Annotated in this window: 17 protein-coding genes; 7 read left to right on the top strand and 10 right to left on the bottom strand. The window is 68.1% G+C overall.

Annotated features, from left to right (window positions below; all coding sequences use genetic code 11):
• Nucleotides 1-66: 66 nt before the first annotated feature.
• The 3 genes from DPV79_RS12230 (at nucleotide 67) to DPV79_RS12220 (ending at nucleotide 2,333) form a co-directional block, all read left to right on the top strand.
• Nucleotides 67-591 (top strand): Mpo1 family 2-hydroxy fatty acid dioxygenase, encoded by a 525-nt coding sequence (locus tag DPV79_RS12230; protein ID WP_113045531.1) that lies wholly within the window; start codon nucleotides 67-69, stop codon nucleotides 589-591.
• A complete protein-coding gene (locus DPV79_RS12225; RefSeq protein ID WP_113045530.1) occupies nucleotides 584-1,630 on the top strand; it encodes a 2-dehydropantoate 2-reductase in 1,047 nt (348 codons plus the stop codon). Before DPV79_RS12230 ends, DPV79_RS12225 begins: the two co-directional genes overlap by 8 nt.
• 100 nt (nucleotides 1,631-1,730) lie before the next feature.
• The gene (locus tag DPV79_RS12220; protein WP_021156379.1) at nucleotides 1,731-2,333 is read left to right on the top strand and encodes a methyltransferase domain-containing protein; all 603 of its coding nucleotides are present in this window, start codon (nucleotides 1,731-1,733) and stop codon (nucleotides 2,331-2,333) included.
• Nucleotides 2,334-2,352: 19 nt separating this feature from the next.
• On the opposite strand, the gene DPV79_RS12215 is transcribed toward DPV79_RS12220, so the two are convergent.
• Together DPV79_RS12215 and mdtD are read right to left on the bottom strand one after the other, a co-directional pair.
• The gene (locus tag DPV79_RS12215; protein ID WP_021156380.1) at nucleotides 2,353-3,627 is read right to left on the bottom strand and encodes an EAL domain-containing protein; all 1,275 of its coding nucleotides are present in this window, start codon (nucleotides 3,625-3,627) and stop codon (nucleotides 2,353-2,355) included.
• A 180-nt stretch (nucleotides 3,628-3,807) separates the two neighbouring features.
• Complete coding sequence (gene mdtD, locus DPV79_RS12210) at nucleotides 3,808-5,244, bottom strand: multidrug transporter subunit MdtD (RefSeq protein ID WP_059623909.1); 1,437 nt, start codon at nucleotides 5,242-5,244, stop codon at nucleotides 3,808-3,810.
• 218 nt (nucleotides 5,245-5,462) lie between these two features.
• Here mdtD and DPV79_RS12200 point away from each other — a divergent pair, with 218 nt between their 5' ends.
• Nucleotides 5,463-5,786 carry a DUF2917 domain-containing protein gene (locus tag DPV79_RS12200; RefSeq protein WP_021156384.1) on the top strand — a complete coding sequence of 108 codons (324 nt, stop codon included), beginning with the start codon at nucleotides 5,463-5,465 and terminating at the stop codon, nucleotides 5,784-5,786.
• Here DPV79_RS12200 and DPV79_RS12195 read toward each other — a convergent pair.
• Entirely contained in the window at nucleotides 5,759-6,085 is a 327-nt protein-coding gene (locus DPV79_RS12195; RefSeq protein ID WP_113045529.1) for a hypothetical protein, read from the bottom strand. The genes DPV79_RS12200 and DPV79_RS12195 overlap by 28 nt on opposite strands.
• 150 nt (nucleotides 6,086-6,235) lie before the next feature.
• Between DPV79_RS12195 and DPV79_RS12190 the strand changes: the two genes are divergently transcribed.
• Nucleotides 6,236-7,627, top strand: coding sequence for a CoA transferase (locus DPV79_RS12190; protein ID WP_113045528.1), 1,392 nt, complete (start codon nucleotides 6,236-6,238; stop codon nucleotides 7,625-7,627).
• Nucleotides 7,628-7,648: 21 nt separating this feature from the next.
• On the opposite strand, the gene DPV79_RS12185 is transcribed toward DPV79_RS12190, so the two are convergent.
• A complete protein-coding gene (locus DPV79_RS12185; protein ID WP_021156386.1) occupies nucleotides 7,649-8,395 on the bottom strand; it encodes a GntR family transcriptional regulator in 747 nt (248 codons plus the stop codon).
• A 166-nt stretch (nucleotides 8,396-8,561) separates the two neighbouring features.
• Here DPV79_RS12185 and DPV79_RS12180 point away from each other — a divergent pair, with 166 nt between their 5' ends.
• The gene (locus DPV79_RS12180; RefSeq protein WP_113045527.1) at nucleotides 8,562-9,407 is read left to right on the top strand and encodes an aldo/keto reductase; all 846 of its coding nucleotides are present in this window, start codon (nucleotides 8,562-8,564) and stop codon (nucleotides 9,405-9,407) included.
• A 27-nt stretch (nucleotides 9,408-9,434) separates the two neighbouring features.
• On the opposite strand, the gene DPV79_RS42610 is transcribed toward DPV79_RS12180, so the two are convergent.
• The 6 genes from DPV79_RS42610 to DPV79_RS12150 all read right to left on the bottom strand — a co-directional run bounded on the left by DPV79_RS42610 (nucleotide 9,435) and on the right by DPV79_RS12150 (nucleotide 16,577).
• Nucleotides 9,435-11,024 carry a hypothetical protein gene (locus DPV79_RS42610; protein ID WP_113045574.1) on the bottom strand — a complete coding sequence of 530 codons (1,590 nt, stop codon included), beginning with the start codon at nucleotides 11,022-11,024 and terminating at the stop codon, nucleotides 9,435-9,437.
• A 289-nt stretch (nucleotides 11,025-11,313) separates the two neighbouring features.
• The gene (locus tag DPV79_RS12170; protein WP_175829563.1) at nucleotides 11,314-12,330 is read right to left on the bottom strand and encodes a HoxN/HupN/NixA family nickel/cobalt transporter; all 1,017 of its coding nucleotides are present in this window, start codon (nucleotides 12,328-12,330) and stop codon (nucleotides 11,314-11,316) included.
• Between the two features lie 162 nt (nucleotides 12,331-12,492).
• Nucleotides 12,493-14,604 (bottom strand): elongation factor G, encoded by a 2,112-nt coding sequence (gene fusA / locus DPV79_RS12165; RefSeq protein ID WP_027786656.1) that lies wholly within the window; start codon nucleotides 14,602-14,604, stop codon nucleotides 12,493-12,495.
• Between the two features lie 237 nt (nucleotides 14,605-14,841).
• Nucleotides 14,842-15,342: a DUF192 domain-containing protein gene (locus DPV79_RS12160; protein ID WP_027786657.1), complete on the bottom strand. Its 501-nt coding sequence runs from the start codon at nucleotides 15,340-15,342 to the stop codon at nucleotides 14,842-14,844.
• A 160-nt stretch (nucleotides 15,343-15,502) separates the two neighbouring features.
• Complete coding sequence (locus tag DPV79_RS12155) at nucleotides 15,503-15,718, bottom strand: hypothetical protein (RefSeq protein WP_011352970.1); 216 nt, start codon at nucleotides 15,716-15,718, stop codon at nucleotides 15,503-15,505.
• Nucleotides 15,719-15,998: 280 nt separating this feature from the next.
• Entirely contained in the window at nucleotides 15,999-16,577 is a 579-nt protein-coding gene (locus tag DPV79_RS12150; protein WP_113045526.1) for a pseudouridine synthase, read from the bottom strand.
• 276 nt (nucleotides 16,578-16,853) lie between these two features.
• On the opposite strand from DPV79_RS12150, the gene icd reads away from it, so the two are divergent.
• The gene (gene icd, locus DPV79_RS12140) at nucleotides 16,854-18,110 is read left to right on the top strand and encodes an NADP-dependent isocitrate dehydrogenase (protein WP_006478026.1); all 1,257 of its coding nucleotides are present in this window, start codon (nucleotides 16,854-16,856) and stop codon (nucleotides 18,108-18,110) included.
• Nucleotides 18,111-18,262: the final 152 nt, after the last annotated feature.

Genomic DNA, 18,262 nt, shown 5'->3' with positions numbered 1-18,262 from the left:
GGTAGCTGACAGAGGTTCTCGGGCGTGACGCGCATCATAGCGCCCAACAACCGACCAGGAGACGCGATGAAGACGCTCGAAGACCATCTTTCCCAGTATGCGGCCTACCACCGCGACGCGCGCAACATCGCGACGCATCTGGTCGGGATCCCGATGATCGTATTCGCAGTCGAGGTGCTGCTGTCGCGGCCGGCGCTCGGGACGCTGGCCGGCGTCGCGCTGTCGCCGGCGCTGCTGCTCGCCGTCGCGTTCGCGGTGTTCTACCTGCGTCTCGACCTGCGGTTCGGGATCGTGATGACCGCGCTGTTCGCGCTGGGCCTGTGGGGCGCGCAGGCGCTCGCGTTGCTGCCGACCGCGCAATGGCTCGCGACCGGCATCGGCGCGTTCGTCGTCGGCTGGATCGTCCAGTTCGTCGGGCACTGGTTCGAAGGGCGCAAGCCCGCCTTCGTCGACGATCTGGTCGGCCTGGTGGTCGGGCCGCTGTTCGTCGTCGCCGAGGTCGCGTTCTTCGCGGGACTGCGCGGCGAAGTGCGCCGCGAAGTCGAGCGGCGGGCCGGCCCCGTGCACGGCGGCGCGCATTCGCATGTCTGACGCACCGGTCTGCGTACTCGGCGCGGGCGCCGTCGGCTGCTATCTCGGCGGCCGGCTCGCGACGGCCGGCGCGAAGGTGACGCTCGTCGGCCGCGCACGGATCGGCGATGCGATTCGTCGGCACGGGCTGACGCTGACCGACCGGCGCGGCTATCGCGCGACGCTCGCCCCGGCCGATGTCGTGTTCACGACCGATCCGGCGGCTGCTGCGGCGGCGCGGCTCGTGCTCGTGGCGGTGAAATCGGCCGCGACGCGTGAGGCCGCGGCGCAGCTGGCCGGCGTGCTGCGGCCCGGCACGGTCGTGATCAGCTTCCAGAACGGCCTGCACAATGCCGACGTGCTGCGCGAGGCGCTGCCGCAAGCAACCGTGCTGGCCGGCATGGTGCCGTTCAACGTGATCGAGCGCGCGCCCGGCGCGTTTCACCAGGGCTCGGCCGGCGCGCTTGCGGCCGACGCGTCTCCGGTGCTGCAGCCGTTTGCCGACGCATTCGCGCGCGCCGGGCTGCCGCTCGCGCTGCATCGCGACATGCGAGCCGTGCAGTGGGCGAAGCTGCTGCTCAACCTGAACAACGCGGTCAATGCGCTCGCGAACCTGCCGCTGCGCGACGAACTCGCGCAACGTGCGTACCGGCGCTGCGTCGCGCTCGCGCAGCGCGAAGCGCTGCACTGCCTGACGCGGGCCGCGATCCGGCCTGCGCGGTTGACGCCGTTGCCGGCCGCGTGGATCCCGGCCGTGCTCGACTTGCCCGATTTCGCGTTCCGCGTGCTCGGCGGCCGGATGCTCGCGATCGACCCGCTCGCGCGTTCGTCGATGTCCGACGATCTCGCGGCGCAGCGTGCGACGGAAGTCGAGTGGATCAACGGCGAGGTCGTATGGCTGGCCGCGCGCTTCGGCGCGCAGGCGCCCGTCAATGCGCGACTGTGCGCGCTCGTGCATGACGCGGAACGTGCGGCGGCGCGCCCGGCCTGGCGCGGCGACGCACTGTGGGCCGAGTTGACCGCGCAGGCAGTGCGCGCGGGCGACGTGCGGGCCGCGTAGGGGCCGCGCAAGCCGACGCGCGGGGCGTGGGGGGCCGCACGACAGGTGCCGCGGCCAAGATGCGCGGTGCGTCATACGACGCTTATGCGGAGCTGTCACCATGGTGGATCGCCCGACTCTCGATGCCTACGACGCCCACGCCGCGCAATACGCGCAGGACTGGCTCGACCAGGCCGCGCCAGACGACATGTACGCGCTGCTGGAGCAGTATTTCTCACCGGGGCCGACCGCGGACGTCGGCTGCGGAGCCGGGCGCGATACGGCCTGGCTCGCGTCGCGCGGCTTCGACGTGCGCGGCTACGACGCGAGCGCCGCACTGCTCGACGAGGCGCGGCGCTGCCATCCGGACCTCACCTTCGAGCTGGCTGCACTGCCGGCGCTGGCCGGCGTGCCGTCCGGCGCGTTTCGCAACGTGCTGTGCGAAACGGTCGTGATGCATCTCGAACAGGCGGACGCGGCGGCGGCGGCCGCGCGGCTGGCCGAGCTCCTGATGCCGGGCGGCACGTTGTACATGAGCTGGCGGGTGGCCGGCAACGGCGCGTTGCGCGACGAGCGCGGCCGCCTTTACACACCGCTCGATGCGGCGCGGATGCGGGCGGCGCTCGGCGCGGGCACGCAGGTGATCGACGAGCACGAGGTCGTCAGCGCATCGTCCGGCAAGCGCGTGCACCGGCTGATCGCGCGCAAGGCCGCCGCCGCGTGAGCGCGGCGCGGCGGCGCGCTCATTCGCGGTTGAGTGCCGCTTCCCAGTTGATGTCGACGCACAGCACCTGCATGCCGGTCGCGACCGGCGCGGCGATCGACGCGGTCACGCACAGGTGCGCCTCGTTGATGGACAGGTAGGGGGACGTCAGGTGCACGTGGCCCGGCGCGCGCATCGCGTCGATGAAGTACGGGCGCCGTTCCCAGCTCGCGCCTTCCGAGTGCAGCAGCGGCCGGAAGCGCTTGGCACGCTGCGATACGCTGCCGCGCGCGAGCACGTTGTCGCCGATCTGGCGCCCCGATGCGTCGAGCAGGAAACACCGGGCGGTCTCGGGCAGCCCGAGTACGACGGCCGCCGCGTCGGTGAGCGGCTCGCCCGCGCCGAGCTTCCGGCTCGCTTCCTCGAGCGCCGCGACGTACGGCGCGAGCCGTTCCGCCTGCGTGCGCTCGCGTTGCGCGACGCGCAGCCGCAATGCGGCCGACAGCGTATCCATGCAGCCCGCGGCGGCCTGCGGCTGCACCGGTTCGACGCTCGGCCCCGCGAAATACTGGCCCTGCACGAAATCGACGTCGCACTCGAGCGCGATCAGCGCGTCTCGCTCGGTCGCGAGCCCGCCCATCAGCACGAGCTGGCCGGATTCGTGCAGCAGCGACACGAGCCCCGGCAGCACGCGTTCGAGATGCGAGTGCTCGCTTGCCTGCGCGAGGATGCCGCGATCGAGCGTGACGATGTCGGGATGCAGGTGCCACACGCGGTCGATGTTCGAATGCTTCGCGCCGAACCCGACCAGCGCGATCAGGAAGCCGGCCTTGCGCAGCCCGTCGACGATCGCCGCGTAACGCGGCGTTTCGCCGCCGGCCTGCTCGGGCACTTCGAGCACCACGCGATGCGGCGGCAGCCCGAGCGCCTTCAGGTTCGCGAGCAGGGCGTCGCTGTAGACGGTGTCCATCAGCGCGGCCGGATGCAGGCTCAGGAAGAGCCATTCGTCATGACTGTCGAACGCGTGGAAGTTGCCGAGATGCAGCGATTCGGCGAGCCGGCCGAGCTCGAGCAGGTCGCCGCGCCGCGCCGCCTGCGTGAACACTTCGTGCGACGCCACCTGGCGGCTGTCCTCGTCGTGCGCACGCAGCGACGCGTGATAGCCGATCGCGCGGCGGTGCGACACCGAGAAAACGGGCTGGAACACGCTGAACACGGTGTAGCCGCCGTACAGCACGGTGCGCCGGTTCCCGTCGTCGCCGGCGATGGGGCGGGGCGGCTGAAAGCCGGGGGGATCGATTTCGATCATGCTCATGATGTCGGCCGAAGGAAGACTGCCAGTTTACCTAGAGAATAGGCGAGCAAGAAGCATGCACGGCATCGTACCCCGTGCGGCGGCGCGTCGCGGCCGGGCCGCCGGTCATCGCCGGCGCATCGAACGGCCCGCGCTGCACCGCAATGGTGCGCGCCGACCCGGTTCGGCGCGCGCCGCGCGTCACGCGCGTTCGGACGGGTCGGTCTTGCGCGCGGTGCTGCGGATCTCGGGCGCGAGCTGCGCGAAGATCCATGCGGAAGCGGCCGTGATGATCCCGACGCAGATGAAGGTCGCATGGAATGCCGGCAGCGTGTTGCTCGGCGTCACGGTGCGCAGCATGCCGGTGAACGTCGCGAGCAGCGCCCCCGCGACCGTGACGCCGAGGCTCATCGACAGCATCTGCACGAGCGAGAACAGGCTGTTGCCGCTGCTCGCGCCGCCCGTGCCGAGATCCTTGAGCGTCAGCGTGTTCATCGCGGTGAACTGCATCGAGTTGAAGCCGCCGAACAGCGCGAGATGCACGACCTTCACCCAGACCGGCACCGTGTCGCGCATCAGCGCGAAGCTCGCCATCATCACGCCGACCATGATCGTGTTCACGAGCAGCACCTTGCGATAGCCGTAGCGCGTGATCAGGCGCGTGATGATCCGCTTCGAGAACATCCCGGCCGCCGCCACCGGCAGCATCATCAGCCCGGCCTCGAACGCCGAGTAGCCGAGGCTCACCTGCAGCAGCAGCGGGATCAGGTACGGCATCGCGCCGCTGCCGATCCGCGCGAACAGGTTGCCGAGCAGCCCGACGCTGAACGTGTGGATCCGGAACAGCTCGAGCGAGAAGATCGGCTGCGGCGCGCGCACCGCGTACAGGCCGTATGCGACGAAACACGCGAGGCTCAGGATCAGCAGCACGAGCACGGCCGCGTGCTGCATGCCGAGATCGGCGAGGCCATCGAGCGACAGCGAGATCGCGACCATGCCGATCGTCAGCAGCAGATAGCCCTTCAGGTCGAAGCGGCCGACGGCCGGGTTGCGCGAATCGGGCATCGAATAGAAGGTCGCGATGCAGCCCGCGACGCCGACCGGCACGTTGATCAGGAAGATCCAGTGCCACGACGCGATCTTCACGAGCCAGCCGCCGAGCGTCGGCCCGATCAGCGGGCCGATCAGGCCGGGAATCGCGACGAACGACAGCGCGGACAGGTAGCGTTCGGCCGGGAACGTGCGCAGCACCGCGAGTCGCCCGACCGGCAGCAGCATCGCGCCGCCGACCCCCTGTACGACGCGGAACGCGACGAGTTGCTGCAGCGTATGCGCGTTCGCGCACAGCAGCGAGCCGAGCGAGAACACCAGGATCGCGCTGAAGAACACGCGCCGCGTGCCGAAGGTATCGGCGAGCCAGCCCGACACGGGGATCATTACCGCCATCGTCAGGGAGTACGCGATCACGACCGATTGCATGCGCAGCGGCGACTCGCCGAGGCTCGCGGCCATCGACGGCAGCGCCGTGTTGACGATCGTCGAGTCGAGCGTCTGCATGAAGAAGCCCGTTGCGACGAGCCAGAGCATCACGGTGAGGTTCTTTTCGCCGGGAGCGGCGGCAGGCGGGCGCTGGAACATGGGGGCGGGGCGGTGGTGCGGGACAGCCGACATTGTAGGGAAAGCCGTCGCGCCGTGCAGGTTCGGCGCAACGGCGGTGCGAAGTCCGGCCGGCGGGCGCCTGTCCTCGTCGAGCGACCGGTACAGTTCAGCCGAAAGTGTTCGTCGCCGTATCTGTCCGTGTGCCGCCGCTGTCCGAAATACTGGTGCCATCGGACCCGTGCGACCAGGAGGCTGCCATGCGCGAACTGCGACTTTACGTGATCGAAGGCGACGAGCCGGCCGGTCGGTGGCGGATCGTCGATCGCACCGCGCTGGAGGTGGCCGACGGCGAGGTCTGGGTGACGATCGAGGGCCGGATCGACGATCACTGGCTCGGCGCCGGCGATTCGCTGACGCTCACGCCCGGCATGCGCGTCTGGGTCAGCGCGGGGGCGCACGGCGCGACGTTCGCGTTTGGTCCGCTCGACGCGCCCGCCGTGCGCGCCGCGCAGGCGTGGTGGCGGCCGCTCGTCGCATGGCGCGACGGCCGGCGTCACGCGCCCGCATCGCTGCCGACGTAGCCCCCGGCGCTGGCGTCCTCGTATTGCTCGGGCGCATGCGCGATCCGGCCGGCCGTGCAGTCATCGGCGATCCGCGTGGTCGGCGAGCCCGGCGGCGGGATGGGCCGGTCGAGCGAATGCTCGCCGACGTATCCCGAGCGTTTCGCTGCGGCACGGCGGCGTGCGAGCTGCCGCATTTCGTTCGCACGGTAGCGACGGAGCCTGGCCGTGCCGCACGGCAGCGAGCGCAGCGGGGCGCGGTTCACGTGCGCATGGAGGGGCACGCCGGCACCGAGGATGCAGGCAGACTTGCCGTGCATTGGGGATGTCGGGCCGGCTGCGCCTGCCGGGGAGCAGGCGATACATCCGTGCTGCGACCGTGTGCGAGGTGCCGATTCGCACAATCAGGATTGCTCGCGACGGTCGCGAATTCTAGACTCGATCCTGTCTCCCCCACGGCCCGTCCCGCCATGACACCCGAATTCGCGTTGACGCATCTGTGGCGGCTCGCACACGGCGACCCCGACGCGCTGGCACGCGCGACCGTGACGGGGCAGGACCCGACGCTGCCGTCGACCTTCCGGGTCGGCACGCTGGCCGCGGCGACGATCGCGGCAGCCGGGCTCGCGGCGGCCGAATGCCATCGGCTTCGCACGGGCGTTGCGCAAACCGTCGACGTGTCGGTGCGCGACGCGCTCGTCGCGTTCCGCAGCGAACGCTATCTGCGCGTGGACGACGGCCCGCCGCCGGAGTTGCGTCATCCGGTGACGGGCTTCTACGAGACGCGCGACGGACGCTGGATTCAGTTGCACGCAAACTTCCCGCATCACCTGCAGGGGATTCTCGGTGTGCTCGGCTGCGGCGCGCAGCGGGACGACGTCGCCGCGGCGATCCGCACGCGGGACGGCGCAGCACTCGACACCGCGCTGGCCGAGGCCGGGCTGTGCGCCGCATTGATCAGAATGCCTGACGAGTGGGCGGCGCACGAGCAGGCGCGTGCGATCGCCGCGCTGCCGCTGTTCGAGATCGAGCGGATCGGCGATGCGCCCGTCGAGCCGATCGGCGGGGGCGACGCCGGCCAGCCGCTTGCCGGTCTGCGCGTGCTCGATCTCACGCGGATCATCGCGGGGCCGGTCGCGGGCCGCACGCTGGCGTCGCACGGCGCGCAGACACTGCTCGTCAACGGCCCGCACCTGCCGAACATCGCGCCGCTCGTGATCGACAACGGGCGCGGCAAGCGTTCGACGTGGATCGACCTGCGCGACGACGCGGGCATCGATACGCTGCACGCGCTCGCTCGTGATGCGGATGTGTTCCTGCAGTCGTACCGGCCCGGTGCGCTCGCGGCGCGCGGCTTCGGGCCGCTCGCGCTGGCGGCGCGGCGGCCCGGCATCGTGTGCGTGTCGATCTCCGCGTACGGGCATGCGGGGCCGTGGGCGCAGCGGCGCGGCTTCGACAGTCTCGTGCAGTCGGCGAGCGGGATCGCGTGGCAGGAACAGCAGGCCGCGCACGCGAACGCGCCGCGCCACCTGCCGTGCCAGGCGCTCGATCATGCAACGGGTTATCTCGCGGCGTTCGGCGCGATGATCGCGCTCGCGCGCCGGGCACGCGAAGGGGGAAGCTGGCACGTGCGACTGTCGCTCGCGCAGACGGGCCGCTGGCTGCAGTCGTTCGGCATCGTGCCGGACGGCCTGCGGGCACCCGATTTCGCGCGCACCGATGTATGCGACCGGATCGAGCGCATCGCGTCGCCGTTCGGCATGCTCGACGCGGTGCGGCCCGCCGAGCGGTTATCGGTGACACCGCCGTCGCTTGCGCGCCCGTCCGTGCCGTTCGGCACCGACGATGCGTGCTGGCTGTAAGCGCCGGCGGCGCGGCCGGCGTTACTTGCGCAGTTCGACGACGAAGTCGTAGTAGTCGTTGCGGCAGTAGGTATCGGTCAGTTCGATCGCGCGCTGGTCCGACGTATAGCCGATTCGTGTGATCAGCAGCAGCGCGTCGTGCGGTGCGATGCCCATCTGCTCGGCGATCTCGTCGGTCGCGTTGACCGCGCGGAAATGCTGCAGCGCGCGCACGATCGGCGTGCCGCGCGCTTCGAGATAGCTGTACAGCGACCCGCCGATTGCCTGCGGATCGGGGATCAGCGTCGCGGGAAACGTCGAATTCTCGACGGCCATCACGATGCCGTCGGCGAGGCGCAGGCGCTTCAGGCGCGTGACCGATGCGGCCGGCGACAGCCCGAGCTGGATCACTTCGTCGCGGTTCGCCGGCTGGATCTCGCGTGCGATCCATTGCGAGCTCGGCTTGAAGCCGCGCCGTTCGAGCATTTCGCTGAAGCTCGACAGCCGCGACAGCGGATCCTCGTAGCGCGGCTGGATGAAGTTGCCGGCGCCCTGCGTGCGGCGAATCAGGCCTTGCTCGACGAGCAGCGCGATCGCCTTGCGCGCGGTGATGCGCGATACGCCCAGTGCATCGGACAGCACGCGCTCGGAGGGCAATGCCTCACCGGCTGTCCAGCGGTTGTCGTGGATCGCGTCGCCGAGCTTGCGGGCGAGCTGCAGGTAGAGCGGCGTGTCGTTGTCGGGGTCGGGGCGCAGGTCCTGCCAGCGGTCGTCCGTGGATGCCTTCATGGAGTGGGTATCGATCAGGGTGCGGCCATTCTAAGTCATCGCGTGGCGCCGTTATAGCCGGTTTTTGCCGTGCAATAGGTGAATCGCGCGCCGATTGACTACACTGATGCGTCGTATTCCATGCCTGGGTCGCGGTGCGCGGCCACGAATCCGCAACGAGGAACGCATGACAGACACGATCGCCACGGTCGTCCTGCCGGACGGCGAGACGATTCCGAAGCTTGGCCTGGGCACGTGGGAGATGGGCGAGCAGCCGGCCCGGCGCGCGGACGAGATCGCCGCGCTGCGCGAAGGCGTCGCGCTCGGAATGACGCTGGTCGATACGGCCGAGATGTACGGCGACGGCGCGACCGAGGAACTGGTCGGCGAGGCGCTCGCGGGCCTGCGCGACGAAGTGTTCCTCGTCAGCAAGGTCTATCCGCACCATGCGAGCCGGCGCGGCGTCGTTGCCGCGTGCGATGCGAGCCTCAAGCGCCTGCGTACCGATCGCCTCGACCTGTATCTGCTGCACTGGCGCGGCTCGGTGCCGCTCGATGAAACGGTCGAAGGCTTCGAAGCGCTGCAGCGCGCGGGCAAGATCCGTCACTGGGGTGTCAGCAACTTCGATACGGCCGACATGGCCGAGCTCGTCGATGAAGCCGGTGGCGGCGCGTGCGCGACCAACCAGATCCTCTACAACATCGCGCGGCGCGGCCCGGAATTCGACCTGCTGCCATGGCTTGCCGGGCACGGGATGCCGGCGATGGCCTACAGCCCGGTCGATCATGGACGGCTGCCGAAGCGCTCGCCGCTCGACGAGATCGCACGGCAGCACGGGGTGTCGGTGATGCGCGTCGCGCTTGCGTGGGTGCTCGCGCAGCCGGGGGTTTTCGCGATCCCGAAGGCGTCGCGCATCGAACACGTGCGCGACAACCGGGCCGCGCTCGATTTCATGTTCAGCGACGACGAGCGCGCGCAGCTTGACGCGTACTTCCGTCCGCCACGCAGCAAGCGCGCGCTCGAGATGCTCTGACGACGCCCGGCCGGGCAACGCGGCAGGTCAGTGGTTGCCTCCGGAGGATCCGCCGTTGCCGTGACCGCCGCCATGGCCGTTCCCGCTGCCATGGCCATTGCCGACACCGTTGGCCCCGCCATTGCCGGCGCCGCCGCTGCCGTTTCCATTGCCGTTGCCACCGTCGCCATGGCCGCCGTCGCCGTGACCGCCGCCGTCGCCGCTGCCATGGCCACCGCCGTTACCGTGACCGCCGCCATCGCCGTTGCCATGGCCACCGCCGTCACCGTGGCCGCCGCCGTCGCCGCTGCCGTGACCACCGCCGTTACCGTGACCGCCGCCGTCGCCGCTGCCATGGCCACCGCCGTTACCGTGACCGCCGCCATCGCCGCTGCCATGGCCACCGCCGTTACCGTGGCCGCCGCCGTCGCCGCTGCCGTGACCACCGCCGTTACCGTGACCGCCGCCGTCGCCGCTGCCATGGCCACCGCCGTTACCGTGACCGCCGCCATCGCCGCTGCCATGGCCACCGCCGTCACCGTGACCGCCGCCATCGCCGTTGCCATGGCCGCCACCATTGCCGTGACCACCACCATCGCCGTTGCCATGGCCACCGCCGTTACCGTGACCGCCGCCGTCACCGCTGCCATGGCCACCGCTGTCACCGTGGCCGCCCCCATCGCCGTGACCACCGCCGTCGCCATGGCCGCCACCGTTGCCGTGACCGCCGCCGCCGGAAGAACCACCGCCGGAAGAACCACCGCCGGAAGAACCACCGCCGGAAGAACCACCGCCGGAAGAACCACCACCGGAAGAACCACCGCCGGAAGAACCGCCACCGGAAGAGCCACCACCGGAAGAGCCACCACCGGAAGAGCCACCACCGGACGAGCCACCACCGGAAGAACCACCACCGGAAGAACCACCACCGGAAGAACCGCCACCGGAAGAGCCACCACCGGAAGAGCCACCACCGGAAGAACCACCGCCGGAAGAACCACCACCGGAAGAGCCACCACCGGAAGAGCCACCACCGGAAGAACCGCCGCCGGAAGAACCACCACCGGAAGAACCACCACCGGAAGAACCACCACCGGAAGAACCACCACCGGAAGAACCACCACCGGAAGAGCCACCACCGGAAGAACCACCACCGGAAGAACCACCACCGGAAGAACCACCCCCGGAAGACCCTCCCGAACCACCGTTACCAGACGCGTTGCCACTGCGGCCCGAGCCACCCGAACCGCTCGTGCCGCCGGCTGTTCCGCTCGTCGTTCCGCCGACGCCGGCAGGTCCGACGGTACCGTTCCCGTTGTTGCCGCTGCCGCCGCCACTGCCATTTCCGCTACCGGGGCTGCTGCCGCTGCCATTGCCGGTCGCACCTGCGCCGTTCCCGCCGGCGTGCCCACCGGCGAAGACGTGCACCGAGCACGCAGCCGGATTCGCTGCGCACGGCGAAGCGTCGTCGACCAGCATCATGATGGTGTCCGCGCCGGCAACGGCATCGGGCGCGGAGTCCGGTGTCGCGTCCTGTGCGACGGCATACGAGCAGCAGCACGCGAACGCGGCTGCGGCGAACAAGGTTGCGCGATGGCACCGTCCCGTCGTGCGGAACGGTCGTTTCGTCTTGAGCATCATGGCCTCCCCATGCGCGCGATGCCTCGTCGCCGCGCGGCAATCTACGTGTAGTGCAGGGGGCCGGTAAAGGTTCGTAGTCCTGTCGGCAGCCGATCGCCTTCGGGCCGGCGCTGGACGCCAGCCTCGATCGCGGAGCGGCATGCGGGCCCGCCGTGCGAAGCCCTATCTGCCAGATCCGTGCCATCGGCCGCTTGAGCCCGCGGCACAAGGCGCGCGCAGCGCGCGACGGCGCATGCAACGTCTTTGGTAGGAGTTTTGTTTCCGGAATGAAACGTCTGAGCTAAGTTCAGCGCGCGGGCGCATCGGCCGCGCGCTGCCAGCGGTGGAACAGGATCGATGCGATCCAGCAGACGAGGAACAGGGCGACGATGCCGTAGCCGATCGAGCCGAAGCGCTCGCCGACCGCATCGAGCGCGTCGCGCAGGGGGCCCGTCAGCGACAGCTTGTCGGCCAGCAGGCCGGCTGCCTCGATCCCGCCGATCGCCAGCGCGACGGCCGCCGACACGAACGTGATGCTCGCGTTGTAGAGCAGCTTGCGCTGCGGATCGTCCATCGCCCAGCCGTACGCGTGAATCATCAGCACGTTATCGGTCGAGTCGATCAGCGTCATGCCGGCGGTGAAAAGCGCGGGAAACAGCATGACCGTATAGACCGGCAGCCCCTGGCTCGCCTGTGCGGCCGCGATCGCGAGCAGGCCGATTTCGGTTGCAGTATCGAAACCGAGCCCGAACAGCACGCCGACCGGATACATGTGCCAGCTCTTCGACACGAACCGGAACAGCGGACGCAGCAGCCGGGACACGAGCCCGGCCGGGCGGTGCACATGCGCCGCATCGTGCGCGTGCCCATGCCCGTGCGTGCCGCGATAGCGCCGCCACACGTCGCGCAGGATCGCCAGGTTCACGCACGCGAGCACGAGCAGGAAGGTGGCCGACACCGCCGTGCCGATCGTGCCGCCGATCTCGCGGAACGCATCGAACCGGTCGCGCAGCGCGAATGCCGTCAGCGCGATGCCGAGCGTCGCGGCGATCACGATCGTCGAATGGCCGAGCGAGAAGAACAGCCCGACGCTCACCGGTCGCTGGCCGTCCTGCATCAGCTTGCGCGTCGCAACGTCGATCGCGGCGATGTGATCGGCGTCGACCGCGTGACGCAGCCCGAGCCCGTAAGCGATCGCCGCGGTGCCGAGCAGCAGCGGATGATCGCGCAACACGGCGAGCGCCCACAGCCAGACGGCGGCGTTTGCGGCGATCAGGCCGGCATAGAGGATCAGCAGGCGGCGCAGGGCAGGGGTGGGCGGCATCGGGATGGTTCCATCTGACGAATCGCGCTGCATTGTGGCACGCGAAAAAAATACCGGCCGTGCCGATCAAAAAAGCCGCGCGCACGGCGTGCACGCATGAAAAAAGCCCGTCCGGTTCCGGACGGGCCTTGCTGCGTGCGACAGCGCGAGATCGCGCCGCGTTTACTTCACTTTCGCGCTGATCACGCCTTCCGATACGTTGGCCGGCGTTTCCGCGTACTGCTTGAACTCCATCGTGTAGGTTGCGCGGCCCTGCGTGGCCGAACGCAGCGACGTCGAATAGCCGAACATCTCCGCGAGCGGCACCTCGGCGCGCACGAGCTTGCCGCCGCCGCCCGCGATGTCTTCCATCCCCTGCACGATGCCGCGACGGCTCGACAGGTCGCCCATCACGTTGCCCATGAATTCCTCGGGCGTCTCGACCTCGACCGCCATCATCGGCTCGAGCAGCACCGGCTTCGCACGGCGCATCGCTTCCTTGAACGCCATCGAACCGGCCATCCGGAACGCGTTTTCGTTCGAGTCGACGTCGTGGTACGAGCCGAACGTCAGGTGCACCTTCACGTCGACGACCGGGTAGCCCGCGAGCACGCCGCTCTTCAGCGTTTCGGTGATGCCCTTGTCGACGGCCGGGATGAATTCACGCGGAATCACGCCGCCCTTGATCTCGTCGAGGAACTCGTAGCCCTTGCCGGGGTTCGGCTCGAGCGTGATCACCGCATGGCCGTACTGACCGCGGCCACCCGACTGCTTGACGAACTTGCCCTCGACGTCGGACGCCGTCGTGCGCACCGTCTCGCGATACGCGACCTGCGGCTTGCCGACCGTCGCTTCGACGCCGAATTCACGCTTCATCCGGTCGACCAGGATTTCGAGGTGAAGCTCGCCCATCCCCGAAATGATCGTCTGGCCGGACTCTTCGTCGGTCTGCACGCGGAACGACGGATCTTCCTGCGCGAGACGGTTCAGTGCGAGGCCCATCTTTTCCTGGTCCGCCTTCGTCTTCGGCTCGACGGCCTGCGAGATCACCGGTTCCGGGAATTCCATCTTCTCGAGGATGATCGGCTTCGCCGGGTCGCACAGCGTGTCGCCCGTGGTCGCTTCCTTCAGGCCGACAGCCGCCGCGATGTCGCCGGCGCGCACTTCCTTGATTTCCTTGCGCTCGTTCGCGTGCATCTGCAGGATCCGGCCGAGCCGTTCCTTCTTGTCCTTGGTCGCGTTCAGCACCGTGTCGCCGGATTCGACGACGCCCGAATACACACGGAAGAAGATCAGCTGGCCGACGAACGGGTCGGTCATGATCTTGAACGCGAGCGACGAGAACGGCTCGTCGTCGCTCGGATGACGTTCCGCCGGCTTTTCCGGATCGTGGAAGTCGTGGCCGAGGATCGCGGGCACGTCGACGGGCGACGGCAGGTAGTCGATCACCGCGTCGAGCATCGCCTGCACGCCCTTGTTCTTGAACGCGCTGCCGCACAGCATCGGCACGATCTCGTTCGCGATCGTGCGCTTGCGCAGCGCGGCCTTGATCTCGTCCTCGGTCAGCGATTCATGGTCGTGCAGATACTTCTCGAGCAGTTCCTCGCTGGCTTCGGCCGCGGCCTCGACCATCTTCTCGCGCCATTCGTGCGCGAGCTCGACGAGGTTCGCGGGGATGTCCTCGTACGTGAACTTCACGCCCTGGCTTTCGTCGTCCCACACGATCGCCTTCATCTTCACGAGGTCGACGACGCCCTGGAAATGATCCTCCGCGCCGATCGGAATCTGGATCGGCACGGCGACGCCTTTCAGGCGCTCGCCGATCTGCCGCTGCACGCGGAAGAAATCGGCGCCGATGCGGTCCATCTTGTTGACGAACGCGATGCGCGGCACCTTGTACTTGTTGGCCTGGCGCCAGACGGTTTCGGACTGCGGCTGCACGCCGCCGACCGAGTCGTAGACCATGCACGCGCCGTCGAGCACGCGCATCGAGCGCTCGACTTCAATCGTGAAGTCGACGTGCCCGGGCGTGTCGATGATGTTGATCCGGTGCTCCGGATAGTTGCCGGCCATGCCCTTCCAGAAGGCCGTGGTCGCGGCCGACGTGATCGTGATGCCGCGTTCCTGCTCCTGCTCCATCCAGTCCATCGTGGCCGCGCCGTCGTGCACTTCACCGATCTTGTGGCTCACGCCGGTGTAAAACAGGATGCGCTCGGTCGTCGTGGTCTTGCCGGCATCGATGTGAGCACTGATCCCGATATTGCGATAGCGCTCGATGGGGGTTTTGCGGGGCACGTGAACCTCCTTAGGTTCGGATCGTAAGCGGGCCGGCTGGGCCGGCCCGGGCTGGACTAGCGAGATTTAAAGGATAGCGCTTGTCCGTGGCTTTTGCAGATGCGGGCAGTGTTTGCCGAATCAAGGCGGGCGCCGCCGGCGGCAGGCGAAAAAAAGCCGGCGCGCAACGGGCGGCCGGCTTCGGTCGGTACGCGGCGCGACGTGACGCGGGTCGGGTCGGCGGCGCGGCGATATCCGTTACTGGGCTTGCGGCAGCCCTTCGAGTTTCATGCCGGGCTTGATGCCCTTCGCCGCGAACCAGCCCTTGCTCATTTCGAGGGCATAGACGCCGTTGTTGCGCGGGCAGTGGTTGTCGGTCGTCTCGGCCTTCATCTCGTCGATGTCGGTGATCGTGCCGTCCGCGCGGATGAACGCGATCGACAGCGGGATCAGCGTGTTCTTCATCCAGAAGCAGTGCACCGCGTTCTCGTTGAACACGAACAGCATGCCTTCGTTCGGCGCGAGCTGCGAACGATACATCAGCCCCTGTTCGCGGTCGGGGTCGTTCGCGGCGACGGCCGCGTCGATCACGTACATGCCGGCGCGCAGCTTCACGCGCGGGAATTCGCTCGGCTGCTTGGCGCCGGGCGGCACTTGCGCGCTGGCGGCCTGCATGCCGAGCGCGAGGACGGCGAGCGCGGCGGGAAACACGGCGGCGCGCGCAAGGCGGCCGAGCGACGAGCGCAGGGAGAATTGCACAGCAAGGCTCCTATCTGGAAAACAAGACCCGCATGGTACGCGATGCGCGCAGACGGGCACAAAAAAGAAAAAGGCAGATCGCCTTGCGGTGATCTGCCTTTCAACGCCGTAAGAACGGCAAGACTGCGTGTTCTTGACTGCGTTATTACAGCAAGCTTACTTAGTTCGAAGCAGCTGCCGGTGCTGCTGCGTCGCTTGCTGCAGCCTTCTTCGATGCCTTGTGGTGCTTCTTGGCTGCGTGGTGCTTCTTGGCAGCGTGCTTAGCCGGTGCCGAAGCAGCTTCAGCAGCAGCCGGAGCAGCTTCCGGAGCCGATGCTTGTGCGAATGCAGCCGTTGCGAAGAGGCCAGCGACCAGAGCGGCGATCAGTTTGTTCATGTTGTGTTCCTCAGCTTTAGTTAATTAACCAAATGACCCGGCAATAGGAGTCATGTCGTCTAACGGTGCCATCCACCTTTCGGTTGACAGACGCTTCGAGAAATTTCTCATTGCGCTGCGGGCGCCGAATCGTATTCGATAAAAACGTCGCTTTCGTGACGCAAACACGGCTCGGCTGCCAATGCCGGATAGCTAAGGTTGGCATCTGCGTGGTTTAACGCGCGATCTTCGCGGGCGGTTGACGAAAAAGATGACGAAAAATTCGCCCGTCCCGAATTCGTCACCCGGCGGGCGCGAAACCGTCCCACGGCGCGCGCGGCGGCAGCGCGATTGTTTCTCCCGGTGCAATGTCGAGCGCGAATATATCCAGTGCGCCGATGCCGACGCGTACCAGGCGCAACGTCGGGAAGCCGACGGCCGCCGTCATCCGGCGCACCTGCCGGTTCTTGCCTTCGGTGATCGCGAGTTCGATCCACGTCGTCGGGATCGCGGCGCGGTAGCGGATCGGCGGGTTGCGCGGCCACAGCGCGTCGGGCGGTTCGATGAATTCGGCGCGGCATGGCCGCGTCACGTAGTCGCCGAGGTCGACGCCGCGCGCGAGCGCCTTCAGGTCGGCGGCGCCCGGCGCGCCCTCGACCTGTGCCCAGTAGCGCTTCACGAGCTTGTGGCGCGGCTCGGCGATGCGCGCCTGCAGCGCGCCGTCGTCGGTGAGCAGCAGCAACCCCTCGCTGTCCGCGTCGAGCCGGCCGGCCGCGTAGACGCCGGGCGTTTTTACCCAGTCGCCGAGCGACGGGCGCGTCTCGTGCGCGGAAAACTGGCAAATCGTGCCGAACGGCTTGTTGAGGGCGATCAGGGTCATGGCGGGTCGTCCGCCCGGCGCGCCGCGGGAGGCGGGGCGGGCGGTCTATGGCAAATGGCGGAATCTTAATGCATAATACGGAACGCCAAGTCCTCTGTCTTATATAAGACATAAGTGGGGTCTTGATACGCAGTGCCGCGGTTCATGCCGAAGTGCCCGGTTGGGGCGCTAGAATAGCGGCTCGCTGTTGCCGTCACGGGGTGGCCATGCCGCGCCCCCGCCGCGCGCGCAGCTTCGACCAGCATCACCTGCTCAGCCACGTCACTGGAGTCGATCATGCCGTATCAGCACATCAAGGTTCCGGAAGGCGGTGACAAGATCACCGTCAACAAGGACTTCTCGCTCAACGTTTCCGATCAGCCGATCATTCCCTATATCGAAGGCGACGGTACGGGCTTCGATATCACGCCGGTCATGATCAAGGTTGTCGACGCGGCGGTCGCGCATGCCTACAAGGGCAAGCGCAAGATCCACTGGATGGAGATCTTCGCGGGCGAGAAGGCGACGAAGGTGTACGGCCCGGACGTGTGGCTCCCGGACGAAACGCTGCAGGTGCTCAAGGAATACGTGGTGTCGATCAAGGGGCCGCTCACGACCCCGGTCGGCGGCGGCATCCGTTCGCTGAACGTCGCGCTGCGCCAGGAACTCGACCTGTACGTGTGTCTGCGCCCGGTGCAGTACTTCAAGGGCGTGCCGTCGCCGGTGCGCGAGCCGCAAAAGATCGACATGGTGATCTTCCGCGAGAACTCGGAAGACATCTACGCGGGCATCGAATGGGCCGCGGGCTCCGAGCAGGCGAAGAAGGTCATCAAGTTCCTGCAGGACGAGATGGGCGTGAAGAAGATCCGCTTCCCGGAAACCTCGGGGATCGGCGTCAAGCCCGTGTCGACCGAAGGCACCGAGCGTCTCGTGCGCAAGGCGATCCAGTACGCGATCGACAACGATCGCAAGTCGGTCACGCTGGTGCACAAGGGCAACATCATGAAGTTCACGGAAGGCCTGTTCCGTGACGCCGGCTACGCGCTGGCCCAGAAGGAATTCGGCGGCGAGCTGATCGACGGCGGCCCGTGGATGCGCGTGAAGAATCCGAAGACGGGCAACGAGATCGTCATCAAGGATTCGATCGCCGATGCGTTCCTGCAGCAGATCCTGCTGCGTCCGGCCGAATACGACGTGATCGCCACGCTGAACCTGAACGGCGACTACATCTCCGACGCGCTGGCCGCGCAGGTCGGCGGCATCGGGATCGCACCGGGTGCGAACCTGTCGGATTCGGTCGCGATGTTCGAGGCGACGCACGGCACGGCACCGAAGTACGCGGGCAAGGATTACGTGAACCCGGGTTCCGAGATCCTGTCGGCGGAAATGATGCTGCGCCACCTCGGCTGGACGGAAGCAGCCGACACGATCATTGCCGCGATGGAGAAGTCGATCCTGCAGAAGCGCGTCACGTACGACTTCGCGCGCCTGATGGAAGGTGCGACGCAGGTGTCGTGCTCGGGCTTCGGTGAAGTGCTGATCGAGAACATGTAAGTCCCCTTCCGGGGTGGGCCGGCAGGTTGCCGGCCGCCCCGGCGCTGACTGCCGGCGCCGGAGCGTTTCGTGGATGGCAGGTTTGTTGGCAGGGCGGTCCGGCATGCGGGCCGCGGCGCCGCGATGCGGCCCGGAGGCCCTGCAAGGTAGAA

The organism is Burkholderia reimsis, from assembly GCF_003294055.1.
Taxonomy (GTDB): Bacteria; Pseudomonadota; Gammaproteobacteria; order Burkholderiales; family Burkholderiaceae; genus Burkholderia; species Burkholderia cepacia.
Note: the sequence above shows the minus strand (reverse complement) of the source record. Positions and strands in the feature narration are given on the sequence as shown.

Bases quoted from the DNA above. Each gene is read 5' to 3' on its own strand.
- DPV79_RS12180 (WP_113045527.1), top strand. From the start codon at position 8,562: ATGACAGACACGATCGCCACGGTCGTCCTGCCGGACGGCGAGACGATT.
- DPV79_RS12195 (WP_113045529.1), bottom strand. From the start codon at position 6,085: ATGCACGGCAAGTCTGCCTGCATCCTCGGTGCCGGCGTGCCCCTCCAT.
- DPV79_RS12185 (WP_021156386.1), bottom strand. From the start codon at position 8,395: ATGAAGGCATCCACGGACGACCGCTGGCAGGACCTGCGCCCCGACCCC.
- DPV79_RS42610 (WP_113045574.1), bottom strand. From the start codon at position 11,024: ATGCTCAAGACGAAACGACCGTTCCGCACGACGGGACGGTGCCATCGC.
- icd (WP_006478026.1), top strand. From the start codon at position 16,854: ATGCCGTATCAGCACATCAAGGTTCCGGAAGGCGGTGACAAGATCACC.
- DPV79_RS12230 (WP_113045531.1), top strand. From the start codon at position 67: ATGAAGACGCTCGAAGACCATCTTTCCCAGTATGCGGCCTACCACCGC.
- DPV79_RS12170 (WP_175829563.1), bottom strand. From the start codon at position 12,330: ATGCCGCCCACCCCTGCCCTGCGCCGCCTGCTGATCCTCTATGCCGGC.
- DPV79_RS12215 (WP_021156380.1), bottom strand. From the start codon at position 3,627: ATGAGCATGATCGAAATCGATCCCCCCGGCTTTCAGCCGCCCCGCCCC.
- DPV79_RS12225 (WP_113045530.1), top strand. From the start codon at position 584: ATGTCTGACGCACCGGTCTGCGTACTCGGCGCGGGCGCCGTCGGCTGC.
- mdtD (WP_059623909.1), bottom strand. From the start codon at position 5,244: ATGTTCCAGCGCCCGCCTGCCGCCGCTCCCGGCGAAAAGAACCTCACC.
- DPV79_RS12150 (WP_113045526.1), bottom strand. From the start codon at position 16,577: ATGACCCTGATCGCCCTCAACAAGCCGTTCGGCACGATTTGCCAGTTT.
- DPV79_RS12200 (WP_021156384.1), top strand. From the start codon at position 5,463: ATGCGCGAACTGCGACTTTACGTGATCGAAGGCGACGAGCCGGCCGGT.
- DPV79_RS12220 (WP_021156379.1), top strand. From the start codon at position 1,731: ATGGTGGATCGCCCGACTCTCGATGCCTACGACGCCCACGCCGCGCAA.
- DPV79_RS12155 (WP_011352970.1), bottom strand. From the start codon at position 15,718: ATGAACAAACTGATCGCCGCTCTGGTCGCTGGCCTCTTCGCAACGGCT.
- DPV79_RS12190 (WP_113045528.1), top strand. From the start codon at position 6,236: ATGACACCCGAATTCGCGTTGACGCATCTGTGGCGGCTCGCACACGGC.